This window comes from Proteus penneri (assembly GCF_022369495.1).
In the GTDB taxonomy this organism is placed as follows: Bacteria; Pseudomonadota; Gammaproteobacteria; order Enterobacterales; family Enterobacteriaceae; genus Proteus; species Proteus penneri.
This window is the reverse complement of the sequence record NZ_CP059690.1, coordinates 3195246-3210159: the sequence shown is the minus strand read 5'-3', so window position 1 is coordinate 3210159 and position 14914 is coordinate 3195246. Positions and strand designations below refer to the sequence as shown.

Below are 14914 nucleotides of genomic sequence, written 5' to 3'. Positions count from 1 at the left end.
ACCCATTTTTATTGAGGTAATTGTGTTTTTTTAGTATGAGCTATTTCACATTTTAGTATGTTAATTACCTTACCCTCCTTTTTAGTGCTTATAGTATCTTATATTAACTATGGAACAGTTCCATATATACTAATTACCTTGGTGAGGTGAATATGTCTAAAACTTGGTGGAAAGAAGCAGTGGTCTATCAAATTTATCCCAAGAGTTATTATGATAGTAATGGGGATGGTGTTGGGGATTTAGCAGGGATCACAGAGAAGTTAGATTATATTCAGTCACTCGGTACAAATGTTATTTGGCTATGCCCCATTTTTAAATCGCCAATGAAAGACAATGGTTATGATATTGCTGATTATTCTGTTGTCGATCCTATCTTTGGTGATAATAATGCATTAGATAAACTGATTAGCGAAGCTAAAAAACGTGATATTAAAATTTTATTAGATTTAGTATTAAATCACACTTCTGATGAGCACCCATGGTTTAAATCGGCAATTGAAGATCCTGATAGCCCATATAATGATTATTATATTTTTAAACAATGGGATAAGCCGACTCCTCCTAATAATTTACGCACTTATTTTGATTGCTCTGTTTGGAGTCGTGTTGGAAAAACTGATCGTTGGTACTTTAATTCATTTGGTCCGGAACAACCGGACTTAAATTGGGAAAACCCACAATTACGTAAAGATATTATCGACATGATAAATGTCTGGATCAAAAAAGGGGTTGCAGGATTTCGCATTGATGCGATTGGTAATTTAAAAAAATCCCCTGAAGCCTTATCTGAATATCAATTTGAACCTGATAAAGATGATGGTACTGCATCTTTAGTGCCTTGGGTTTTAAATCAACCAGGTATTGATAAATTCTTAACTGAATTAGCCGAGAAAACTTTTAAGCCTGCGAACAGTATGACCGTTGCAGAAATTGATGTGCCAGAAAAAGATTTACGTGCTTATGTCGGCGAGGATGGTTATTTCTCTATGGTATTTGATTTTAGCATTGCCGATTTAGATATCCGCAATGAAAAGCCATTTACAATTAACCCAATTACAGGTGAAAGATTAAAACCTGTATTTATCAAAAGCCAATTAGATACTCAAAGAGTAGGGTGGGGAGCGCCTTATTTAGAAAATCACGATCAACCTCGTTCATTAAATAAATTTCTCCCTAAAGGTGCTATTAATCCCATTAGTGCCAAAATGTTAGCAACATTTTTATTAACGCAACGGGGCACGCCTTTTATTTATCAAGGGCAAGAGATTGGCATGACAAATTGCCCGATGACATTAGAAGAACATGATGATTTACATGTGTTTAAATTACATGAGTGGGGTAAGAAATTAGGTTACAGCGATAAGCAAATCATTGAATACTTTAATGACCGTAGCCGTGATAATTCAAGAACACCTTTCCAATGGAATAGCGAAGTAAATAGTGGTTTTAGTACAGGTAAACCATGGTTAAAAGTTAATCCTAACTATGTCGATATTAATGCACAGAAAGAAACGCAAGATAATCACTCTCTTTTCGCTTATTACCAGCAATTGATTGCATTAAGACGGCATTCAGAGATCAGTGATATTTTGATTTATGGTGAATTTTTGCCATTAGATTCACCAGAAAATGTGATTGCTTTTAAGCGTACTTATGAAGGTAATTCAATCAATATTTATTGTAATTTTAGTGGTGAAGAAAAGGCACTAACCATTAAAGCTAAGGATATCTATTTGCATAACAGCCCAATAGTGAAAAATGCGCACGGCGACCTTATCCTTCAGCCTTATCAAGCGATTATTTTTGCTTAATTTCTTCTATTTGATTGAAAATAAAGCGCCTTTATTGGGCGCTTTATTATTGGCCATTTTTATTTCATTTGTTTCAGCCAATCTGCAATAAATTCTGCAATAGCTTCGGGTGCGTTGATATCTAGTAGTGGAAAGTCCACACTTAAATCACAATCACTGGCGATGGCAATAACATGCTCATCGAGTAATTCATTAAAATCACGCTCGTTGATGTGGCGATAAAGTGCAATTTTAGGAATGGTTTCGCCTTTAAATCCTTCGACTAAGATTAAATCTAGTTTACTTGTATCAAAACGAGATGCGAGGTAATACAAATCTAATTCTGGTAGTTCTGGGGTTTCTGTCATTAATGCCCAACGTTGTTGGCTTGCGACTAATGTCTGATCTGCACCTGCTTTTCTAAGCTCGTAGCTGTCTTTGCCAGGCTTATCCACATCCATATCATGATGAGTGTGTTTGATCATGCCTACACGAATTTCTCTTCTGCGTAATTGTGGAATAAGTTGTTTTAGTAATGTTGTTTTACCTGTTCCACTCCATGCGGTGATCCCTAAAAGGGGTAGATCAACTTGCGCCATATTTTTCATTCCTATTTTTTAATTTATTGGCTTTTTCAATATCGTCAGGGGTATTTAAATTAATAAAAGCACTTGCTTGATCCGCGAATAAAACAGGATGTGCATTTATTTGCTTCATAAACAACATTAATTTTCGATCGCCTTGTGCTAAATAAGCTTCTAGCATAGGAATAATACGACGATTTAGTAGTGCTAAGGTAGGATGTTCTCTTTCACCATCATCAACATAAACGGCTAATGCTTCGCCTCTTTGTTCATAGAGTTTTTCAACTAAATTAAGAGGGAAATAGGGAACATCGCAAGGCACAAAGGCAACCCAAGGTGTTGGGGCTTGCTTTAATAATGTGAGCATGCCAGCTAAAGGCCCTGAAAATCCTTCTATTTCATCTGTAATAACAGGATATTGGCTTTGGCGATATTGTTCTAAATTGCGGTTAGCACTAATCAGTATATTATCAACTTGAGGTGCTAGTTTTTGGGCTATATGGCGGTATAAAGGCTGTCCATGTAGAATTTGAAGTCCTTTATCAGCGCCACCCATTCGTGTTGCTTGACCACCCGCAAGTATACCACCTGTAATATTCTTCATTTTCATATTCAATATTTGTGAATAAATTGGCTAAAATTTCCGAACGATTTTTATCAAGTAAAGACGATATACTAATAAAAAATATCGACATAATGAGATTTCATGTAAAGCGACAGCAATTTTTATCAAAAAAGCGTAATATTTACGCATATTGACAGAGGTTTCCTTTTTCTATCGGATAATAATTGGTACTTTGTTGTTGTAATTAATAATAAGGATTTTTTGTATGAAATGTCACCGTCTTAATGAAGTTATGGAATTACTGCACCCAGTTTGGGAAGAAAATTCTGATTTAAACTTAGTTCAATTATTGCAGAAACTGGCTGATGAAGCGGGTTTTAAAGGTCAATTATCTGATCTGACTGATGATATTTTGATTTACCATCTGAAAATGCGTGGTTCAGCACCGACAGAAGTGATACCAGGACTAAAAAAAGATTACGAAGAAGATTTTAAAACCGCTATTTTACGTGCTCGTGGTGTGATTAAAGATTAAATTCAGGATAGAAAATGGAAATGTCTGCCTCATTTAATTTTCAGGGACTGTCACCTGACAACATTTGGGACGCGTTAGTTAAAATTGGTTTTTATCCTGAGTCAGGGTTAACAGAATTAAATAGCTATGAAAATCGTGTTTTTCAATTTATGGATGAGCATCGACAACGTTATGTGGTGAAATTTTATCGTCCTCAACGCTGGTCGTATGAACAAATAAAAGAAGAACATGAGTTTGTTTTAGCATTAAAGGAGGCTGAGATATCTGTTGCTGCTCCTTTAATGATTAATAGTGAGACGGTTCATCTTTCTGATGGTGGCTTTTATTTTGCAATCTTTCCTAGTATAGGAGGAAGAGCCTATGAAACTGATAATTTATTTCAGTTAGAAGAAGTTGGACGCACATTAGGGTGTATTCATCAAATAGGCCGAAAAAAGAGTTATGAATATCGATCGACAGTTTCTATTGCAGAATATCTGATAGCGCCAAAATTAGAATTTGAAAGTAGTGCGTTAATTCCTAATAACCTGAAACCTCAATTTATAGAGGTTATAGATAAACTTATTCATGATGTGCGTCCTAGAATAGAGGACTCTGCATGGCAAATGTTACGGCTACATGGTGATTGCCATCCTGGTAATATATTGTGGCGTGATGAAGTTGTAATGGTTGATTTTGATGATTCCCGAATGGGACCTGCAGTACAAGACTTTTGGATGTTATTAAACGGCTCACGGCAAGAGCAGGTTATACAATTAGATACGATCCTTGAGTCTTATTATGAATATCAAGATTTTGATTTACGTGAATTGTCATTGATTGAACCATTAAGAGCAATGAGAATGGTGCATTATCTCGCGTGGGTATTAAAACGTTGGAATGATCCTGCTTTTCCTCGTGCTTTTGTTTGGTTTCAAGAACAAGATTTTTGGTTTAAACAATTAGCCTTATTCAAGGGACAAGTGGAGCAACTAAATGAGCCTCCTTTACAACTTAGTCCAATGTATTAATTTTTAGGAGACGATGAGAAATGAAAAAAATTTGGCTGGCGTTAGCAAGTATGGTGTTAGCATTCAGTGTTTCTGCTGCTGATATATCTGAAGGAAAACAGTACACTAACCTTTCTAAACCTGTTGCGGCTGCGCCGGATGTTGTTGAGTTTTTCTCTTTTTATTGCCCACATTGTTATCAATTTTCTGAAGTGTATAAAGTCAATAGTACTGTTGAAAAGAATGTGCCAGAAAATACCAATGTTGTCCGCTATCACGTTGATTTTTTAGGGCCTTTGGGTAAGGACTTAACACGTTCTTGGGCTGTGGCAATGGCCTTAGGTGTTGAAGATCAAGTTTCTCCTGTTTTATTTAAAGGTATTCAAGAAACTCAATCTATTCGTTCTGTTGATGATATCCGTAATGCTTTTATTAAGGCCGGCGTTAAAGGCGAAGATTATGATGCGGCAATGAATAGCTTTGTGGTGAACTCTTTAGTTAGCCAACAACAAAATGCTGTTGCGGATTTTCAAATCAATGGTGTGCCTGCCATGATAATTGGTGGTAAATATAAAATGAAAAATGATGGTATTAGCGCAAAATCACCAGAAGAGTATGCAAAGACATATTCTGATATTGTGAATCAGTTATTGCTGAAAAAATAATATAGGCTTAATTTTTTCCTATGTAGACTAAGTAAAAGTATATAGGTTCTTATATGAAAAATAGCACTCAAGAAATAGGAGTGCTATTTTTTTACTTTCATAATTTTGTCATAATATAACTATCCACATTAATAAAAAATACAGATATTAATTTATAATATCTTAATAAATTTGCTAAGTGATTGATTTTTTAATTATGTTAATAAATTGAAAAGGAAGCTAACTTATTAATATAGAGAGGGTTACAAAACTACTCACAGAGTTATCCACAGGTTTTTTTGATATTGGTTACAAAATAAATTCTTAATAAAAAAGATGACACTAATATGAACGTTAATATTAATGATGAGTAAATGGCTCTTTCTTAAATACTTTCTAAATTACACAATAAGTTTACTGTTTATTCTTTGTTTTTAATTGAAATTAGATTAATGGATATCTACTCTGACAAAATGACCTTAATGAATATTAACTTATCATTCATACTTATTCTTTTTGTTAAGTCTGGTTAATAATAAATAATTGAGTATTTAAGCCGAATTTCTGCATTTAAGAACAGGTAATATTCGTCTATTGGGCTGTGATGTGGCATTCTAGTCATATCAACGAACCTCAGAACAATGATGAACAGATTATGGTCCAGATAGCAGAAAACCCCTTTATCCTTGTAGATGGCTCCTCATATCTTTACCGCGCCTATCATGCATTTCCACCTCTAACCAATAGCCAAGGTGAGCCAACAGGTGCGATGTATGGCGTGTTGAACATGCTACGTAGCCTGATAATACAGTATAAACCAAGCCATGTTGCGGTTGTGTTTGACGCTAAAGGTAAAACATTCCGTGATGAATTGTATGAGGAATATAAATCTAACCGTCCTCCAATGCCGGATGATTTACGCGAGCAAATAGCACCTTTGCATGAAATGGTACAAGCAATGGGTTTACCCTTGTTATCTATTTCAGGTGTGGAAGCAGACGATGTCATTGGAACATTGGCACTAAAAGCGGCAGCTGATGGCCGTGATGTTTTAATCAGTACTGGCGATAAAGATATGGCGCAATTAGTAACGCCAAAGATCACGCTAATTAACACTATGACCAACGTTATTTTAGGTCCTGATGAAGTTAAAGAAAAATATGGTGTTCCTCCTGAACTGATTATTGATTTTCTCGCATTAATGGGCGATTCATCCGATAACATCCCTGGTGTTCCAGGAGTGGGAGAAAAAACTGCATTAGGTCTTTTACAAGGGCTTGGTAGTTTAGATGATATCTATCAACAGCTTGATAATATCGCAACGTTGAGTTTCCGTGGTGCTAAAACACTTGGCGCTAAAATGGCAGAGCATGAGAAAGTGGCAAAACTTTCTTATAAGTTGGCAACAATTAAAACGGATGTTGAACTCGATAAAACGTTTGATGATTTAGTGGTTAGTGAGCCAAATTTAGAGCAATTACTAGAAATGTTCACGCGTTATGAATTTAAACGCTGGATAAGTGATCTTCAAAATGGTGGGTGGTTAGCACAACGTAGTACACAAAAAGTTGCTGTGCCTTATACCTCTGAAGCTGTTAAACCCAAAGAAGCCTCTGCATCAGCTAATTTCCCTGTTATTACACAAGAGAATTATGAAGCTATCTTGACACATGAAAGCTTAGCACGATGGGTTGAGCTTCTCAAAAAAGCACCCACATTTGCATTCGATACAGAAACGGACAGCTTAAATAATATTGATGCACGTTTAATTGGCATGTCGTTTGCGATTGAGCCAGGAAAAGCAGCTTATATTCCGTTGCGTCATGAGTATTTAGATGCACCAGAGCAACTTCCTGTTAATGATGTGCTAGCGGCATTAAAACCTATTTTAGAAGATAAGAACATTCTAAAAATTGGGCAAAATTTGAAGTTTGACCGTGGCATTATGGAAAATGAAGGCATCGAATTAAACGGTATCCATTTTGATACGATGTTGGAGTCTTACGTATTAAATAGTGTCAGTAATCGACATGATATGGATACGTTGGCTGAAAAGCACTTAAATCATAAAACTACAACATTTGAAGAGATTGCGGGTAAAGGTAAAGGCCAACTGACTTTTAACCAAATTGAGGTTGAGCAAGCAACGTTATATGCTGCTGAAGATGCGGATATCACTTTATTACTCCATCAAGCGCTATATCCTCAAATAGAAGCCATTGAGCCTCTTAAACATGTTTACCGCGATATTGAAATGCCATTAGTCCCAGTGCTTTCTAGAATGGAACGCAAGGGGGTATTAATTGATGCTCAAGTGTTAGCTGTTCAATCTCAAGAAATCACACAGCGTTTAGCTGAAATTGAAAAAGAGACGTTTGCGCTAGCAGGACAAGAATTTAATCTCTCTTCACCTAAACAGTTACAAGAAATTTTATTTGATAAACTGCAATTACCTGTTATTAAGAAAACGCCAAAAGGGGCACCATCTACCAATGAAGAAGTATTGGAAGAGTTAGCGCATAGCCATGAACTGCCCCGTTTGATTTTAGAGCATCGTGGTCTTGCGAAACTAAAATCTACCTATACGGATAAATTGCCATTGATGGTTAATAGTAAAACGAAGCGTGTACATACTTCATATCATCAAGCAGTGACGGCAACAGGTCGTTTATCTTCTCGCGATCCGAATCTTCAAAATATCCCAGTGAGAAACGAAGAAGGACGCCGTATTCGCCAAGCCTTTATCGCACGTGAAGGTTTTAAAATTGTTGCAGCCGACTATTCACAAATTGAATTACGGATCATGGCGCATTTATCGCAAGATAAAGGCTTGTTAGATGCCTTTGCTCAAGGTAAAGATATTCACCGTGCAACGGCATCTGAAGTGTTTGGTATACCTTTAGAAGAAGTCACTTCTGAACAACGTCGTAGTGCGAAAGCCATTAACTTTGGTCTTATTTATGGCATGAGCGCTTTTGGCTTATCGCAGCAGATTGGTGTTGAGAGAAGAGAAGCTCAGCGTTATATGGATCTCTATTTTGAGCGTTATCCTGGCGTATTGGATTATATGGAGCGCACACGTAAACAAGCTTCTGAACAAGGCTATGTTGAAACGTTAGAGGGTCGTCGTCTCTATTTACCAGAAATTAATTCAAAGAATGCAATTCGTCGTAAAGCTTCAGAGCGTGAAGCGATTAATGCTCCAATGCAGGGTACAGCTGCGGATATCATTAAAAAAGCAATGATTGCTGTGGATAATTGGATTTGCAATGAATGTCCTGCTGATGTGCATATGATTATGCAAGTACACGATGAATTGGTGTTTGAAGTGCGGGAGTCTTACCTAGAGAACGCAAATATCATGATCCATAAATTGATGGAAAGTAGTATGGAATTAGCTATCCCATTAAAAGTCGAAGTGGGTGTGGGTAATAACTGGGATGAAGCACATTAATTTTTAAATATTATTCTTGTTTAAAGTAGAAAAAAGAAAAGCTCGGTTAATTACCGAGCTTTTTTATGTCAAAACTTATCAAAATATGAAAAAGAGATAAGTGAATTATTAAGCAACTTGTGAATCGATCAGTTTGCTTAATTTCTTCTGTTTTTTCTCAATACGTTGACGTTTTAACGGAGATAAATGGTCAATAAAGAGTTTACCATCAAGATGGTCTAACTCATGTTGAATACAGCCTGCAAACAAATCAGAGGCTTCAAGTTCAATTTCATCACCATTTCTATCTAATGCTCTCACCTTTAAGAAGCGGTAACGTTCTGTTGGGGCAAAAGAATCTGGAATAGATAGACACCCATCCATCATATCCATCACTTCATCTTCAGTGCTGATAATTTCAGGATTAATAAGTGCAATCGGTTGATCTCGGTTTTCAGAAACATCAATTACAACAATGCGTTTAGATACATTAACCTGAGGTGCTGCTAAGCCAATACCTCGTTCTGCATACATGGTTTCAATCATGTCATCGATTAATGTGCGTATTTCGTCATCTACTTTTTCCACTGGTACTGCGACTCTGCGCAGACGCTCATCGGGAAAACGCAGGAGCGGTAATACAGCCATGGATACCTCATTTTATCGCTAATTACATATTTACTACGGTCTCGCGGTAAGCGTATCACAAAATCATTAAGGAGAAACCGCACCTTTTGTGTGATTTGTTCTATTTTTAATCATATTCATGCGAGTGATTAAAGTCTCATAATTATGTAATTAAACTACATTTATTTATGATTTGAATACATAAATGCATAGCTGAATCGTGTCTGCCTGTGAAAAAAAATTACAAAAGGGCTTTTATTAACCAATAAAATAGAGTACATTATCTCTCGTAGGGTACAGAGGTAAGATGTTCTATCTTTCAGACCTTTTACTTCACGTAATCGGATTTAGCTGAATATTAGCTGCCCCAGTCGACTTTATTTCGGCTGGGGCATTTTTTTGCCTAAAATTTGCTGAAGTGGTTTGTGCTAGAAGTGAAAGGGGAAAGGTGATTTTCCCCTAATCAATAAAAGATCAGTCAGTTTTGGGTGGGAAGAAGAGATTAAACGTTATTGTCGTTTACAGGTGCTTCTTCTTTGTCTGAAAACCATTCATTAAGCGTGTTACGTAGTTTATCAATGCCAATTTTTTTCAATGATGAAAAATATTCTACGCGGATATCACCTACTTTATTTGCTAGCTCTTCACGTACGCTCATGAGCTGCTTTTTACGCGCGCCTGATGCTAGTTTATCTGCTTTAGTCAGTAAAACGAGAGTCGGAAGCTCTGAGCCAACAGCCCAGTCAATCATTTGCATATCGAGATCTTTTAATGGATGACGAATATCCATTAAAATAACTACACCTTTTAAGCACTCTCTTTTTTGTAGGTATTCACCTAAAGAGCGTTGCCATTTACGCTTCATTTCTTCAGGAACTTGGGCGTAACCATAGCCAGGTAAATCAACTAAGCGTAAACCTTCTTCAATTTGAAAAAGGTTGATTAATTGCGTACGGCCTGGCGTTTTACTGGTTCTGGCTAATCCGTTTTGTTGGGTTAACGCATTTAAAGCACTGGATTTACCGGCATTAGAGCGACCCGCAAAGGCAATTTCAATTCCTGAATCTGGTGGTAAATGGCGGATATCAGGTGCACTGATGATGAAATGTGCTTTTTGGTAATTAAATTGGGTCATTATGGTATAAACCTCTCTGAAATAATGCGGCTTTTCATGCATACTCATTTCAATTTTGCATGAAAATGAATATCTAAAATATCTATTTGCTCTATTTTGGCGCAATTTAATGACTTATAACAGCGATTAAAAATTAAAATTTACTCCGCTATAGCGTAATTAGACTTATTGAGCGTAAATAAAGGTAAATGATTGGCACTATTTACCTCAGCGAATTAGAATCGCTGCATATTAAGTAAGTTGTAGACTATTAAAGTAAAGGATCCCTGCATGTTAAAACGTTTTCTTGTCACCTTCGTTACCGCTTGCACTTTAACAACAGCGACTTTTGCAATGGCAACGGGAGAAACCTTCGTTAAATTAGTCACCTCTGAAGGCAATATTGAAATATCACTGGATAATAAAAAAGCCCCAATAACAACGAAAAATTTTATTCAGTATGTCGAAGATGGATACTATAACGGCACCACTTTTCATCGTGTTATTCCTGGTTTTATGGTTCAAGGTGGTGGTTTTACTGCTGATTTACAGCAAAAACAAACCAGAGCACCAATTAAAAATGAAGCCGACAATGGATTACGTAATGTAAAAGGCTCTATTGCCATGGCGCGCACGTCAGATAAAGACAGTGCAACCAGCCAGTTCTTTATTAATGTGGCTGATAATGCATTTTTAGATCATGGCCAACGTGATTTTGGCTATGCTGTCTTTGGTAAAGTTGTGAAAGGAATGGATGTCGTTGATAAAATTTCACAAACGCCTACTCGGAATATTGGACCTTACCAAAATGTGCCAGTAAAAACGGTCACTATTTTATCTGCGGAAGTTGTAAAACAATAAACGCATTATTAGGATAGGATATTTACTTATTCTAATAAGATAGAAAGCATATAAACCGGAATGAATGTTTTCATTCCGGGGTTTTTAGTACGAAAAAAATATTTTTATCCTTCTTTTTTTCGTGTGATCTCCTGCAATAAGTATTCATTACACTATTAATCACTCTATTCATCATCAATTACCGTCATTCTTGTTATTGCGCAATAAACCAGCAGGTTTTCTTGCTTACTATTCATATTTTATACCTGTGCTATGATAATCGGCTTTGTTGTACCCAAGTCGGTTAAACAACGAGCTATTTTGGCAAATCTACACTCGCTTTAAAATAGTAATAAAATAGATAATGATAAGAAAATCAGTCGGATAGGCTAATATGCTGTTACTTATTGATAATTACGACTCGTTTACTTACAACCTCTATCAGTATTTCTGTGAATTGGGTGCTGAGGTTGTTGTTAAGCGTAACGATGAGATCGGACTTAAAGAGATAGAAAAGATGATGCCAGCACATCTAGTGATCTCGCCAGGACCTTGTACTCCTGATGAAGCTGGGATCTCTCTTGAGGCTATACAGCGGTTTGCCGGTGAAATTCCTATTCTTGGCGTTTGTCTTGGACATCAAGCAATAGGGCAAGCTTTTGGTGCGTCGGTTGTCAGAGCGCGAGAAGTGATGCATGGTAAAAATTCATTAATACATCATAATCAACAAGGTGTTTTTAAAGGACTTAATCGACCTTTAAGTGTGACGCGTTACCACTCTTTAGTGATTGATGCGACAACATTGCCTGTACCTTTTGAAGTGACGGCATGGAGCCAGCATGATGGAAATGTTGATGAAATTATGGGAATTCGTCATCGTACTCTGCCAATTGAAGGAGTTCAATTTCACCCTGAAAGTATTTTAAGTGAACAAGGACATGAGCTGTTAAATAATTTCCTTAAATATTAAATGGATAGCATTTAAATAGCGAAATAACGTCTTTTTATACAAAACCACATTTGATTTTTTATTCATATTTAGTGATTATATTTTCATATTGAACATGAATAACGATCAGGTGGGGTAATGACAACGCAAAGCATTAACAGGGCAACTTACGATCAAGTAATGTTGCCAATTTATTCACCCGCAGAATTTATTCCTGTAAAAGGGGTGGGGAGTCGTGTTTGGGATCAGCAAGGAAAATCGTATATTGATTTTGCTGGTGGTATTGCTGTTTTAGCATTGGGGCATGCTCATCCGGCTCTAAACCAAGCCTTGAAAGAACAAAGTGAAAAACTTTGGCATGTTAGTAATATTTTTACTAATGAACCTGCATTATGTTTAGCTCAAAAATTAATAGATAACACATTTGCAGAACGTGTCTTTTTTGCCAATTCAGGCGCAGAAGCGAATGAAGCAGCATTTAAATTGGCTCGCCATTATGCCATCACTCGCCATAGTCCTTATAAAACTAAAATTATTGCTTTTCACCATGCATTTCATGGTAGAACGTTGTTTACAGTATCTGTTGGTGGACAACCTAAATATGCCGATGGATTTGGCCCAAAACCTGCCGATATCGTACATGTTCCTTTTAATGATTTAGATGCTGTTAAAGCAGTAATAGATGATCACACTTGCGCCATTGTTTTAGAGCCAGTTCAAGGTGAAGGTGGCGTAACAGCTGCAACATCTGAGTTTATGAGAGGGTTACGTGCATTGTGTGATAAGCACCAAGCTCTGCTTGTTCTTGATGAAGTACAGACAGGTATGGGCCGTACAGGTAAGCTCTTCGCCTATATGAACTATGATGTGACACCTGATATTATTACCACTGCAAAAGCGCTAGGAAGTGGTTTTCCACTCAGTGCGATGTTAACAACAGATGAAATAGCTTCTGTAATGGGCGTAGGGACTCATGGCACAACTTATGGTGGTAATCCATTAGCTTGTGCAGTGGGCAATGTCGCATTTGATTTGATTAATACACCTGAAGTACTTGAGGGGGTTGAAAAGCGCTATCAATGGATTGTAGATGAGCTGGCGGTAATCAATCAAACGTACAATGTCTTTTCGCAAATCCGTGGGCAAGGTTTACTGATTGGTGCGCAATTGGCACCACAATATGAAGGTAAAGCCAAAGAGTTACTCGGCCTTGCTGCCAAACATGGTTTAATGATGTTAAACGCAGGAGCGAATGTGATGCGTTTTACACCATCATTAATTATTACTCAAGAAGAGCTACAAGAAGGAATGGCGGCATTAAAAGCGGCTATTGCGGAGTTTGTAAAAGGGTAGGCATTATTATAAACCCCATCGCAAGAATGGGGTTTATACAGATTTGTTATCAATAGCCCTTTGTATCGGGCTATTGTTTGTTCGGGCTGGGAAACTTAGCGAGTCCCGTAAACGACGATAGTTTTACCGTGTGCAGAGATCAGATTTTGATCTTCTAACATTTTCAGAATACGGCCTACAGTTTCGCGTGAACAACCAACGATTTGACCGATTTCCTGACGTGTAATTTTAATTTGCATGCCATCAGGATGCGTCATTGCATCGGGTTGTTTTGCTAAGTTTAATAAGGTTTGTGCAATACGACCTGTTACATCTAAGAAAGCAAGGTTGCCTACTTTTTCTGATGTCGTTTGTAATCTGTTCGCCATTTGAGCAGAAAGGCGCATCAGAATATCAGGGTTAACCTGAATTAATTGGCGGAATTTTTTATAGGAAATTTCTGCTACTTCACAGGCTGTTTTTGCTCTAACCCATGCACTACGTTCTTGATCTTCTTCAAATAATCCAAGTTCACCGATGAAATCCCCCTGATTTAGGTAGGAGAGGATCATTTCTTTTCCTTCTTCATCTTTAATAAGAACAGCCACGGAACCTTTAACAATATAATAAAGTGTTTCCGCTTTCTCACCTTGGTGGATCAGCGTGCTCTTGGATGGATATTTGTGAATATGGCAGTGTGACAAAAACCATTCAAGAGTCGGGTCTGTTTGCGGCTTGCCGAGAACCATTCGCGTTATCCTCTGTACGTTAAATGCAGCCTTTCAAAACGGATAGGCTCCCTTTTGAGACAGCGTGCTTAAAAATCCTATCTTGACCTATTAACTTCCTGAGAACACGGTAAGTTAATATGGAGTAGATTATAATAAATGAGAAAATAATGCATTGATCTTAACCACTATCATCAAGCAGATATTGTTTTTAACACAATTAGTGCATTAAGTCTCGTTTTACGCAGTCAGCATAATAAACCTATTTGCTAATTGCTAGTTGAATTATGAGAATGTACTCTTTTAGTTTCTGTCATCTTTAGGGGGAAAATAAATGGAAGCGAGAGTTAAGTGGGTTGAAGATTTATCTTTTGTCGGCGAATCTTCATCTGGCCATCAAATTATGATGGATGGGAATTCAGGAGATAAAGCCCCAAGCCCAATGGAAATGGTATTAATTGCTGCGGGTGGGTGTAGCGCTATTGATGTTGTAAGCATTTTACGAAAAGGTCGTCACCAAGTGACTGATTGTGAAGTAAAATTAACATCAGAACGACGCGAAGAAGCTCCTCGTTTATTTACTGATATCAATTTACATTTTATTGTTTCAGGTAAGGAATTAACGGATAAAATCGTAGAACGAGCTGTTCAATTATCTGCAGAAAAATATTGTTCTGTTTCTTTAATGTTAGGAAAAGCAGCCAATATTACGCATTCATTTGAAATAAAAAACGCTGACTAAATTTGATATTTTAAAATAAAGTTTAATTTGAAAAATAATATC

15 protein-coding genes are annotated in these 14914 nt (G+C 36.9%); 10 read left to right on the top strand and 5 right to left on the bottom strand.

Annotated features, from left to right (window positions below; genetic code table 11):
- The first annotated feature begins 152 nt into the window (after positions 1-152).
- Positions 153-1811: an alpha-glucosidase gene (locus H1225_RS14440; protein WP_239739207.1), complete on the top strand. Its 1659-nt coding sequence runs from the start codon at positions 153-155 to the stop codon at positions 1809-1811.
- 59 nt (positions 1812-1870) lie between these two features.
- Here the strand turns inward: H1225_RS14440 and mobB are convergent, their stop codons facing one another.
- Both mobB and mobA read right to left on the bottom strand, forming a co-directional pair.
- Positions 1871-2389 carry a molybdopterin-guanine dinucleotide biosynthesis protein MobB gene (gene mobB / locus H1225_RS14435; RefSeq protein ID WP_198813293.1) on the bottom strand — a complete coding sequence of 173 codons (519 nt, stop codon included), beginning with the start codon at positions 2387-2389 and terminating at the stop codon, positions 1871-1873.
- Positions 2376-2984, bottom strand: a complete 609-nt coding sequence (gene mobA, locus H1225_RS14430) for a molybdenum cofactor guanylyltransferase MobA (RefSeq protein ID WP_072064801.1) — start codon at positions 2982-2984, stop codon at positions 2376-2378. Before mobA ends, mobB begins: the two co-directional genes overlap by 14 nt.
- Positions 2985-3204: 220 nt before the next feature.
- Here mobA and H1225_RS14425 point away from each other — a divergent pair, with 220 nt between their 5' ends.
- From H1225_RS14425 to polA, 4 genes are all read left to right on the top strand, one after another.
- A complete protein-coding gene (locus tag H1225_RS14425; RefSeq protein WP_072064800.1) occupies positions 3205-3474 on the top strand; it encodes a YihD family protein in 270 nt (89 codons plus the stop codon).
- A 14-nt stretch (positions 3475-3488) separates the two neighbouring features.
- On the top strand, positions 3489-4484 hold the full coding sequence (locus tag H1225_RS14420; RefSeq protein WP_109847991.1) for a serine/threonine protein kinase: 996 nt from the start codon (positions 3489-3491) through the stop codon (positions 4482-4484).
- 20 nt (positions 4485-4504) lie between these two features.
- Entirely contained in the window at positions 4505-5128 is a 624-nt protein-coding gene (dsbA, locus tag H1225_RS14415; RefSeq protein ID WP_115065676.1) for a thiol:disulfide interchange protein DsbA, read from the top strand.
- A 634-nt stretch (positions 5129-5762) separates the two neighbouring features.
- The gene (gene polA / locus H1225_RS14410; RefSeq protein ID WP_109848044.1) at positions 5763-8561 is read left to right on the top strand and encodes a DNA polymerase I; all 2799 of its coding nucleotides are present in this window, start codon (positions 5763-5765) and stop codon (positions 8559-8561) included.
- Positions 8562-8669: 108 nt separating this feature from the next.
- Here the strand turns inward: polA and def are convergent, their stop codons facing one another.
- Positions 8670-9188, bottom strand: a complete 519-nt coding sequence (gene def / locus H1225_RS14405) for a peptide deformylase (protein ID WP_006534655.1) — start codon at positions 9186-9188, stop codon at positions 8670-8672.
- 286 nt (positions 9189-9474) lie between these two features.
- On the opposite strand from def, the gene spfP reads away from it, so the two are divergent.
- Positions 9475-9522, top strand: a complete 48-nt coding sequence (spfP, locus tag H1225_RS18485; RefSeq protein ID WP_438361642.1) for a small protein SpfP — start codon at positions 9475-9477, stop codon at positions 9520-9522.
- A gap of 147 nt (positions 9523-9669) precedes the next feature.
- On the opposite strand, the gene yihA is transcribed toward spfP, so the two are convergent.
- A complete protein-coding gene (gene yihA, locus H1225_RS14400) occupies positions 9670-10302 on the bottom strand; it encodes a ribosome biogenesis GTP-binding protein YihA/YsxC (protein ID WP_072064795.1) in 633 nt (210 codons plus the stop codon).
- Between the two features lie 270 nt (positions 10303-10572).
- On the opposite strand from yihA, the gene ppiA reads away from it, so the two are divergent.
- From ppiA to argD, 3 genes are all read left to right on the top strand, one after another.
- Positions 10573-11142: a peptidylprolyl isomerase A gene (gene ppiA / locus H1225_RS14395; RefSeq protein WP_072064793.1), complete on the top strand. Its 570-nt coding sequence runs from the start codon at positions 10573-10575 to the stop codon at positions 11140-11142.
- Positions 11143-11515: 373 nt separating this feature from the next.
- Positions 11516-12091, top strand: coding sequence for an aminodeoxychorismate synthase component II (locus H1225_RS14390; RefSeq protein WP_006534660.1), 576 nt, complete (start codon positions 11516-11518; stop codon positions 12089-12091).
- Positions 12092-12208: 117 nt separating this feature from the next.
- The gene (gene argD / locus H1225_RS14385; RefSeq protein WP_072064792.1) at positions 12209-13423 is read left to right on the top strand and encodes a bifunctional acetylornithine/succinyldiaminopimelate transaminase; all 1215 of its coding nucleotides are present in this window, start codon (positions 12209-12211) and stop codon (positions 13421-13423) included.
- Between the two features lie 95 nt (positions 13424-13518).
- On the opposite strand, the gene crp is transcribed toward argD, so the two are convergent.
- On the bottom strand, positions 13519-14151 hold the full coding sequence (gene crp / locus H1225_RS14380) for a cAMP-activated global transcriptional regulator CRP (protein ID WP_004246872.1): 633 nt from the start codon (positions 14149-14151) through the stop codon (positions 13519-13521).
- 313 nt (positions 14152-14464) lie between these two features.
- On the opposite strand from crp, the gene H1225_RS14375 reads away from it, so the two are divergent.
- Positions 14465-14872: an OsmC family protein gene (locus H1225_RS14375; protein ID WP_072064790.1), complete on the top strand. Its 408-nt coding sequence runs from the start codon at positions 14465-14467 to the stop codon at positions 14870-14872.
- Positions 14873-14914: the final 42 nt, after the last annotated feature.

What these genes read in the sequence shown, in the direction of transcription:
- ppiA (WP_072064793.1), top strand. Translation starts at nt 10,573, where the DNA reads ATGTTAAAACGTTTTCTTGTCACCTTCGTTACCGCTTGCACTTTAACA.
- H1225_RS14420 (WP_109847991.1), top strand. Translation starts at nt 3,489, where the DNA reads ATGGAAATGTCTGCCTCATTTAATTTTCAGGGACTGTCACCTGACAAC.
- dsbA (WP_115065676.1), top strand. Translation starts at nt 4,505, where the DNA reads ATGAAAAAAATTTGGCTGGCGTTAGCAAGTATGGTGTTAGCATTCAGT.
- argD (WP_072064792.1), top strand. Translation starts at nt 12,209, where the DNA reads ATGACAACGCAAAGCATTAACAGGGCAACTTACGATCAAGTAATGTTG.
- H1225_RS14375 (WP_072064790.1), top strand. Translation starts at nt 14,465, where the DNA reads ATGGAAGCGAGAGTTAAGTGGGTTGAAGATTTATCTTTTGTCGGCGAA.
- mobA (WP_072064801.1), bottom strand. Translation starts at nt 2,984, where the DNA reads ATGAAAATGAAGAATATTACAGGTGGTATACTTGCGGGTGGTCAAGCA.
- crp (WP_004246872.1), bottom strand. Translation starts at nt 14,151, where the DNA reads ATGGTTCTCGGCAAGCCGCAAACAGACCCGACTCTTGAATGGTTTTTG.
- H1225_RS14440 (WP_239739207.1), top strand. Translation starts at nt 153, where the DNA reads ATGTCTAAAACTTGGTGGAAAGAAGCAGTGGTCTATCAAATTTATCCC.
- H1225_RS14425 (WP_072064800.1), top strand. Translation starts at nt 3,205, where the DNA reads ATGAAATGTCACCGTCTTAATGAAGTTATGGAATTACTGCACCCAGTT.
- yihA (WP_072064795.1), bottom strand. Translation starts at nt 10,302, where the DNA reads ATGACCCAATTTAATTACCAAAAAGCACATTTCATCATCAGTGCACCT.
- polA (WP_109848044.1), top strand. Translation starts at nt 5,763, where the DNA reads ATGGTCCAGATAGCAGAAAACCCCTTTATCCTTGTAGATGGCTCCTCA.
- H1225_RS14390 (WP_006534660.1), top strand. Translation starts at nt 11,516, where the DNA reads ATGCTGTTACTTATTGATAATTACGACTCGTTTACTTACAACCTCTAT.
- mobB (WP_198813293.1), bottom strand. Translation starts at nt 2,389, where the DNA reads ATGGCGCAAGTTGATCTACCCCTTTTAGGGATCACCGCATGGAGTGGA.
- def (WP_006534655.1), bottom strand. Translation starts at nt 9,188, where the DNA reads ATGGCTGTATTACCGCTCCTGCGTTTTCCCGATGAGCGTCTGCGCAGA.